This is a genomic window from Bacillus cereus group sp. RP37 (genome assembly GCF_040459695.1).
GTDB lineage: Bacteria > Bacillota > Bacilli > Bacillales > Bacillaceae_G > Bacillus_A.
Genome location: NZ_JARVHP010000001.1, coordinates 5,288,611 through 5,297,500, shown reverse-complemented (window position 1 = coordinate 5,297,500; position 8,890 = coordinate 5,288,611). Strand labels below are relative to the sequence as shown.

Here is an 8,890-nt window from a genome sequence, read left to right as displayed (position 1 = left end):
AATGGGTGATGGCGTGCCTTTTGTAGAATGAACCGGCGAGTTACGATCCCGTGCAAGGTTAAGTTGAAGAGACGGAGCCGCAGCGAAAGCGAGTCTGAATAGGGCGTTTAGTACGTGGTCGTAGACCCGAAACCAGGTGATCTACCCATGTCCAGGGTGAAGTTCAGGTAACACTGAATGGAGGCCCGAACCCACGCACGTTGAAAAGTGCGGGGATGAGGTGTGGGTAGCGGAGAAATTCCAATCGAACCTGGAGATAGCTGGTTCTCCCCGAAATAGCTTTAGGGCTAGCCTTAAGTGTAAGAGTCTTGGAGGTAGAGCACTGATTGAACTAGGGGTCCTCATCGGATTACCGAATTCAGTCAAACTCCGAATGCCAATGACTTATCCTTAGGAGTCAGACTGCGAGTGATAAGATCCGTAGTCAAGAGGGAAACAGCCCAGATCGCCAGCTAAGGTCCCAAAGTGTGTATTAAGTGGAAAAGGATGTGGAGTTGCTTAGACAACTAGGATGTTGGCTTAGAAGCAGCCACCATTTAAAGAGTGCGTAATAGCTCACTAGTCGAGTGACTCTGCGCCGAAAATGTACCGGGGCTAAATACACCACCGAAGCTGCGAATTGATACCAATGGTATCAGTGGTAGGGGAGCGTTCTAAGTGCAGTGAAGTCAGACCGGAAGGACTGGTGGAGCGCTTAGAAGTGAGAATGCCGGTATGAGTAGCGAAAGACGGGTGAGAATCCCGTCCACCGAATGCCTAAGGTTTCCTGAGGAAGGCTCGTCCGCTCAGGGTTAGTCAGGACCTAAGCCGAGGCCGACAGGCGTAGGCGATGGACAACAGGTTGATATTCCTGTACCACCTCTTTATCGTTTGAGCAATGGAGGGACGCAGAAGGATAGAAGAAGCGTGCGATTGGTTGTGCACGTCCAAGCAGTTAGGCTGATAAGTAGGCAAATCCGCTTATCGTGAAGGCTGAGCTGTGATGGGGAAGCTCCTTATGGAGCGAAGTCTTTGATTCCCCGCTGCCAAGAAAAGCTTCTAGCGAGATAAAAGGTGCCTGTACCGCAAACCGACACAGGTAGGCGAGGAGAGAATCCTAAGGTGTGCGAGAGAACTCTGGTTAAGGAACTCGGCAAAATGACCCCGTAACTTCGGGAGAAGGGGTGCTTTCTTAACGGAAAGCCGCAGTGAATAGGCCCAAGCGACTGTTTAGCAAAAACACAGGTCTCTGCGAAGCCGTAAGGCGAAGTATAGGGGCTGACACCTGCCCGGTGCTGGAAGGTTAAGGAGAGGGGTTAGCGTAAGCGAAGCTCTGAACTGAAGCCCCAGTAAACGGCGGCCGTAACTATAACGGTCCTAAGGTAGCGAAATTCCTTGTCGGGTAAGTTCCGACCCGCACGAAAGGTGTAACGATTTGGGCACTGTCTCAACCAGAGACTCGGTGAAATTATAGTACCTGTGAAGATGCAGGTTACCCGCGACAGGACGGAAAGACCCCGTGGAGCTTTACTGTAGCCTGATATTGAATTTTGGTACAGTTTGTACAGGATAGGCGGGAGCCATTGAAACCGGAGCGCTAGCTTCGGTGGAGGCGCTGGTGGGATACCGCCCTGACTGTATTGAAATTCTAACCTACGGGTCTTATCGACCCGGGAGACAGTGTCAGGTGGGCAGTTTGACTGGGGCGGTCGCCTCCTAAAGTGTAACGGAGGCGCCCAAAGGTTCCCTCAGAATGGTTGGAAATCATTCGTAGAGTGCAAAGGCATAAGGGAGCTTGACTGCGAGACCTACAAGTCGAGCAGGGACGAAAGTCGGGCTTAGTGATCCGGTGGTTCCGCATGGAAGGGCCATCGCTCAACGGATAAAAGCTACCCCGGGGATAACAGGCTTATCTCCCCCAAGAGTCCACATCGACGGGGAGGTTTGGCACCTCGATGTCGGCTCATCGCATCCTGGGGCTGTAGTCGGTCCCAAGGGTTGGGCTGTTCGCCCATTAAAGCGGTACGCGAGCTGGGTTCAGAACGTCGTGAGACAGTTCGGTCCCTATCCGTCGTGGGCGTAGGAAATTTGAGAGGAGCTGTCCTTAGTACGAGAGGACCGGGATGGACGCACCGCTGGTGTACCAGTTGTTCTGCCAAGGGCATAGCTGGGTAGCTATGTGCGGAAGGGATAAGTGCTGAAAGCATCTAAGCATGAAGCCCCCCTCAAGATGAGATTTCCCATAGCGTAAGCTAGTAAGATCCCTGAAAGATGATCAGGTTGATAGGTTCGAGGTGGAAGCATGGTGACATGTGGAGCTGACGAATACTAATAGATCGAGGACTTAACCATATAATATGAAGCAAATGTTATCTAGTTTTGAAGGAATATGCCTTCATAGTTTGGTGATGATGGCAGAGAGGTCACACCCGTTCCCATACCGAACACGGAAGTTAAGCTCTCTAGCGCCGATGGTAGTTGGGACCTTGTCCCTGTGAGAGTAGGACGTCGCCAAGCAACTAAACACGAGTCAAATGACTCGTGTTTTTTCGTGTTTTCTTTTATAATCCATAGTAAGTAAAAAATGTGTTTAAATTATTATTATTTTGATTAAATACAGGGGAATGTGGCTAGGATAGTGAATAAGCAAAAGAGTTGCAAATTTTATTAATACGTATATAATTAAAGTCAAAGATAGTCAAAGTCAATAAAGGTGGCGGATAAATGAGAAATATATCTGATATCATTGAGCAATATCTAAAGCAAGTTATTGACTTAAGTAATAATAATGTGATTGAAATCAAAAGAAATGAGATTGCGGATCAATTCGAGTGCGTACCATCTCAAATCAATTATGTAATCAATACCCGTTTTACGTTAGAAAGAGGATTTGTAGTAGAAAGTAAACGTGGTGGAGGAGGTTACATTCGCATTATAAAAGTCAAACTGCATGACGATATAGACATTATTGATCAAATGCTTCATATGATTGATCATAGCGTTGCGCAAGGAAATGCAGAGAGTATGATTATACGTTTAATAGAAGAGGGAATCATAACAAATCGTGAAGCTAAACTTATGTTAAGTGTACTAGATCGCTCTGTATTATCAATGGATGTTCCTTCTCGAGATGAACTTAGGGCTCGAATATTATGCGCAATGTTAAGAACACTGAAATATAAATAAATACAGCTTTTGTAAAAGAATGATAACTAAAAGATAAGGCAGTTAAATATTGTAGAAGTTTTGAAAAAAAGAACACGCACTTTTATTTAAACGAATAAAGGAAAGTGAACAATCTAGTAATGTATGAAAAGTACTATGAGATAGATCGTTCCTGTTGTAAAGGTGGGGATAGTGATGACTTGTCAAAACTGTAATATAAGACCAGCAACTTTACATTATACAAAAGTAATCAACGAAAAGAAGACGGAAGTTCATCTTTGTGAGCAATGTGCAGAACAAAGTGGCTATACGTCTTTCTTTCAATCATCGCAGTCTAGCTTTTCATTCCATGATTTATTTGCTGGGTTATTACACGGTGAATCAACAATGTTTGAAGAAGGCAAAAATGGATTTTCAAATAAAAGTATATTAAGGTGTCCAGATTGTAAGATGACATACGAGCAATTTACAAAGGTGGGACGCTTTGGATGTGCCTCTTGTTACGATACATTTAAGGAACATTTAAAGCCATTATTAAAACGTCTTCACGGCGGGCATACAGATCATTGTGGAAAAATTCCGGAACGTATAGAAGGAAATATTCACTTAAAGAAAGAATTAGATGAACTAAAACTCATTCTGAAACAATACGTACAGAAAGAGGAGTTTGAGAAAGCTGCTGAGGTAAGGGATAAAATTCGAGGTCTTGAAAATCAGCTTAGTGAGCATAGAGAGGGGGAATAGTTCTATGTCACTGGACAAAATTATGAATGAAGCGATTAGTCCATGGATGAAGGGGGATGGCCCTGATTCTGATATTGTTTTAAGTAGTCGAATTCGTTTGGCTCGTAATTTTAAAAAATATCAATTCTCTACTATGCAAAATGAAGAAGAAGCTAAACAGATTCATGAATTATTTAAAAAGGAATTTATAAATAAAACGGTAGAACCTTTTGGAGAGTTTGAACTATTAAAAATGAATGAATTAACGCCTCTTCAAAGGAGAGTATTAGTTGAAAAGCATTTAATTAGCCCCAACCTTGCAGGTACAGAATATGGAGCATGCCTATTGTCAGAAAATGAACATATTAGTGTCATGCTTAATGAAGAAGACCATATTCGGATTCAGTGCTTATTTTCAGGGTTGCAGTTATCAGAGGCTCTTCAAAGTGCCAATCAAATAGATAATTGGATAGAGGAAGAGGTTGAATATGCTTTTGATGAATCACTTGGATATATTACGAGTTGTCCTACTAACGTCGGTACAGGATTAAGGGCTTCCGTAATGATTCACTTACCGGGACTCGTTTTAACGAAAAGAATTAGCCGTATTATACAAGTAATTCAAAAATTAGGGTTAGTAGTAAGAGGAATATACGGTGAAGGTAGCGAAGCGTTAGGTAATATATTTCAGGTGTCAAATCAAATGACGCTAGGAAAATCTGAAGAAGATATTATTGCAGATTTAAAGAGTGTCATTCAACAAATCATACAACAAGAAAAAATGGCTAGAGAATTAATTGTACAAAATTCAAGTATTGAGCTTGAAGATAAAGTTTATCGCTCTTATGGCATACTAGCAAACAGTCGGTTAATTCAATCTGCGGAAGCGGCCACCTGCTTATCAGATGTACGACTGGGTATTGATTTAGGATATATAAAAGGTGTATCGAGAAATATTTTGACTGAGCTAATGGTTCTTACACAACCAGGCATTTTACAACAATATGCAGGAGGACATTTAGGACCAGAAGAAAGAGATTATCGAAGAGCAACCTTAATCCGTGAGCGATTACGTATTGAAAAAAACTAAGCGCAAGTAGGAGGCGATTTCTATGATGTTTGGAAGATTTACAGAAAGAGCACAGAAAGTATTAGCTTTATCTCAAGAGGAAGCAATTCGTATTGGGCATAATAATATTGGAACAGAACATATTTTACTTGGGCTTGTACGCGAAGGTGAAGGAATTGCAGCAAAAGCGTTAATTGCTCTTGGGTTAAGTCCAGAGAAAGTTCAAAAAGAGGTAGAAGCGTTAATTGGACGCGGAACAGAAGCTTCTCAAACGGTACATTATACACCGCGTGCGAAAAAGGTTATTGAGTTGTCTATGGATGAAGCTCGTAAATTAGGTCATTCTTACGTTGGAACAGAACATATCTTACTTGGTTTAATCCGTGAAGGTGAAGGTGTAGCAGCACGTGTTTTAAATAACTTAGGTGTTAGCTTAAATAAGGCAAGACAACAAGTATTGCAACTTCTTGGAAGTAATGAAGCAAGTTCAGGTCACCAAGGTGGTTCTTCAACAAATGCAAATACACCAACACTTGATAGTTTAGCACGTGATTTAACAGTTGTTGCACGTGAAAATCGTTTAGACCCTGTTATTGGGCGTGGTAAAGAAATTCAACGTGTAATTGAAGTTTTAAGCCGTAGAACAAAAAACAATCCTGTATTAATTGGAGAGCCTGGTGTAGGTAAAACGGCAATTGCAGAAGGATTAGCACAACAAATTGTAAATAATGAAGTTCCTGAAACTTTAAGAGATAAGCGTGTTATGACACTAGATATGGGTACAGTGGTAGCTGGAACGAAGTATCGTGGTGAATTTGAAGATCGTTTGAAGAAAGTTATGGATGAAATCCGTCAAGCAGGAAATATTATTCTATTTATTGATGAACTTCATACATTAATTGGTGCAGGTGGAGCAGAAGGTGCTATTGATGCATCGAATATTTTAAAACCATCTTTAGCTCGCGGGGAGTTACAATGTATTGGGGCGACAACGTTAGATGAATATCGCAAATATATTGAAAAAGACGCGGCTTTAGAGAGACGTTTCCAACCAATTCACGTTGATGAGCCAAGTTTAGACGAATCAACTCAAATCTTGAAAGGTTTACGTGATCGTTACGAGGCACATCACCGTGTATCTATTACAGATGATGCAATTGATGCAGCTGTAAAGCTTTCAGACCGTTATATTACAGATCGTTTCTTACCAGATAAAGCAATTGATTTAATTGATGAAGCTGCTTCAAAGGTTCGCTTACGCTCTTATACAACACCACCAAATCTAAAAGAGCTTGAAGTGAAGCTTGAGGAAATTAGAAAAGAAAAAGATGCAGCTGTACAAAGTCAAGAATTTGAAAAAGCTGCTTCCTTACGTGATATGGAACAACGCTTACGTGAGAAGTTAGAAGATACGAAGCGTCAATGGAAAGAGCAACAAGGAAAAGAAAACTCGGAAGTGACAGTAGAAGATATTGCAAATGTCGTTTCTACGTGGACTCGTATCCCGGTTTCTAAACTTGCACAAACAGAGACTGATAAATTATTAAACTTAGAATCCATTCTTCACGATCGTGTTATTGGTCAAGATGAAGCGGTAGTAGCTGTAGCGAAAGCTGTTCGTCGTGCTAGAGCAGGATTGAAAGATCCGAAACGTCCGATTGGTTCCTTTATTTTCTTAGGACCAACAGGTGTAGGTAAAACGGAGCTAGCAAGAGCATTAGCAGAATCTATGTTCGGTGATGAGGATGCAATGATTCGCATCGATATGTCTGAGTACATGGAGAAGCATTCTACCTCTCGTTTAGTTGGATCTCCTCCAGGATATGTTGGATATGAAGAAGGCGGTCAATTAACTGAGAAGGTTCGCCGTAAGCCATATTCAGTTGTCCTATTAGATGAAGTAGAGAAAGCTCATCCTGATGTGTTTAACATTTTACTACAAGTATTAGAAGATGGTCGCTTAACGGATTCTAAAGGGCGTACAGTTGATTTCCGTAATACAATTGTTATTATGACATCTAACGTTGGTGCAGACGCGTTAAAACGTAATAAACATCTTGGATTTAACGTACAAGATGAGAGCCGCGATTATTCAGATATGAAAGGTAAAGTAATGGATGAATTGAAAAAGGCATTTCGTCCAGAATTCTTAAACCGTATTGATGAAATTATCGTGTTCCATATGCTTGAGAAAAAACATATTCAAGAGATTGTAACACTTATGGTGAATCAGTTAGTGAATCGCTTAAAAGAGCAAGAGATTGAATTGCACTTAACAGAAGGAGCGATTTCAGCGATTGCTGATAAAGGGTTTGATCGTGAGTACGGTGCTCGTCCGCTTCGTAGGGCAATTCAAAAGCATGTAGAAGATAGACTATCGGAAGAACTTTTAAAAGGTGCTATTGAGAAAGGACAAAAAGTTATCTTTGATGTAGAAGGGGAATCATTTGTCATTCATAGTGCTGAAAAGGTAAAATAAGTATAGACAAACTAAGAGGGCTATGAGATAGCCCTCTTTCTTGTACGAGAAGGATAAATGTTGATAGATGAAAGTGAAGTGAAATATAAAACGATATGGCTAAAAAGAAAACAAAATTCACATGTCAAGAATGTGGTTATCAGTCACCAAAATATATGGGTAAATGTCCAGGATGTGGTCAATGGAATACGCTTGTTGAAGAGATGGAGCCGGTTGTATCATCAAGGCGCCTTAATTATGCAAATGCAATTCAATCAGAAGTAACAAAACCAAGACGTCTTACAGAAGTAGAAACAAAGTCTGAGGCGCGTATTGAAACAAAATTTCAGGAGTTTAACCGTGTCCTTGGTGGCGGGATTGTAGATGGATCCTTAGTACTTATTGGTGGGGATCCTGGGATTGGGAAATCAACGTTGTTATTACAGATTTCATCACAATTAGCAGACGCTTCATATGATGTACTGTACATATCAGGTGAGGAGTCAGCAAAGCAGATTAAACTTCGTGCAGATCGTTTGGATGTAAAGGGTAGTAATCTATTTGTTGTAGCAGAGACTGACTTACAGCGAATTGCAGCACATATTGAAGAGATGAATCCAGCTTTTGTTGTTATTGACTCTATTCAAACGATACATTTACCTGAGGTGACGTCAGCACCTGGAAGTGTAGCGCAAGTACGTGAATGTACAGCAGAATTAATGAAACTTGCCAAAACAAAAGGAATCCCTATTTTTATCGTCGGACACGTGACAAAAGAAGGGGCAATTGCAGGACCTCGTATGTTAGAACATATGGTCGATGCAGTTCTCTACTTTGAAGGAGATCGACACCATACATATCGTATTCTACGAGCTGTTAAAAATCGTTTTGGTTCCACGAATGAAATGGGTATTTTTGAAATGAAAGAGCTTGGACTTGCGGAAGTCTTAAACCCTTCTGAAATTTTTCTTGAGGAAAGACCAGTTGGGGTCGCAGGATCAACAGTAGTTGCCTCAATGGAAGGAACAAGACCAGTTTTAGTAGAAATACAAGCATTAATCTCCCCTACTAGTTTTGGAAACCCTCGAAGAATGGCAACGGGAATTGACCATAACCGTGTATCGCTTATTATGGCAGTGCTAGAAAAAAGAACAGGTTTATTATTACAAAATCAAGATGCATATTTAAAAGTAGCAGGTGGTTTGAAATTAGATGAACCAGCAATTGATTTGGCTGTTGCTTTAAGTATAGCTTCAAGTTTTAGAGATAAATCTACGGCACCAACCGATGCAGTAATAGGAGAAGTAGGATTAACTGGAGAAATAAGAAGAGTATCAAGAATTGAACAACGTGTACAAGAAGCAGCTAAATTAGGATTTCAACGCGCTATTATTCCTAGAAAAAATTTGGGAGGATGGACAATTCCGGATGGGATTGAGGTAGTAGGTGTATCCAATTTAGGAGAAGCGCTTCGTTTGACATTAGGAGGCTAGGCT

Annotated in this window: 5 protein-coding genes and 2 rRNA genes (1 of these 7 cut by a window edge); all 7 read left to right on the top strand. The window is 41.1% G+C overall.

The annotated features are described in order from the left end of the window. Nucleotides 1-2,331: ribosomal RNA gene (locus QCI44_RS27850) — 23S ribosomal RNA — on the top strand; it begins 591 nt to the left of the window's first position. A gap of 49 nt (nt 2,332-2,380) precedes the next feature. Continuing rightward, a 5S ribosomal RNA gene (gene rrf, locus QCI44_RS27845) occupies nt 2,381-2,496 on the top strand. A gap of 207 nt (nt 2,497-2,703) precedes the next feature. Then, nucleotides 2,704-3,165, top strand: coding sequence for a transcriptional regulator CtsR (gene ctsR, locus QCI44_RS27840; RefSeq protein WP_016089681.1), 462 nt, complete (start codon nt 2,704-2,706; stop codon nt 3,163-3,165). A 174-nt stretch (nt 3,166-3,339) separates the two neighbouring features. After that, nucleotides 3,340-3,888: a protein-arginine kinase activator protein McsA gene (mcsA, locus tag QCI44_RS27835; protein WP_016089680.1), complete on the top strand. Its 549-nt coding sequence runs from the start codon at nt 3,340-3,342 to the stop codon at nt 3,886-3,888. Between the two features lie 4 nt (nt 3,889-3,892). Beyond that, nucleotides 3,893-4,957, top strand: a complete 1,065-nt coding sequence (gene mcsB, locus QCI44_RS27830; protein ID WP_353811514.1) for a protein-arginine kinase McsB — start codon at nt 3,893-3,895, stop codon at nt 4,955-4,957. Nucleotides 4,958-4,979: 22 nt separating this feature from the next. After that, nucleotides 4,980-7,415, top strand: coding sequence for an ATP-dependent protease ATP-binding subunit ClpC (gene clpC, locus QCI44_RS27825; protein WP_016089678.1), 2,436 nt, complete (start codon nt 4,980-4,982; stop codon nt 7,413-7,415). A 95-nt stretch (nt 7,416-7,510) separates the two neighbouring features. Further along, a complete protein-coding gene (gene radA / locus QCI44_RS27820) occupies nt 7,511-8,887 on the top strand; it encodes a DNA repair protein RadA (RefSeq protein ID WP_001085203.1) in 1,377 nt (458 codons plus the stop codon). Nucleotides 8,888-8,890 lie beyond the last annotated feature (3 nt).

Coding starts and splice junctions, on each gene's coding strand:
- ctsR (WP_016089681.1), top strand. CDS start 2,704: ATGAGAAATATATCTGATATCATTGAGCAATATCTAAAGCAAGTTATT.
- mcsA (WP_016089680.1), top strand. CDS start 3,340: ATGACTTGTCAAAACTGTAATATAAGACCAGCAACTTTACATTATACA.
- mcsB (WP_353811514.1), top strand. CDS start 3,893: ATGTCACTGGACAAAATTATGAATGAAGCGATTAGTCCATGGATGAAG.
- clpC (WP_016089678.1), top strand. CDS start 4,980: ATGATGTTTGGAAGATTTACAGAAAGAGCACAGAAAGTATTAGCTTTA.
- radA (WP_001085203.1), top strand. CDS start 7,511: ATGGCTAAAAAGAAAACAAAATTCACATGTCAAGAATGTGGTTATCAG.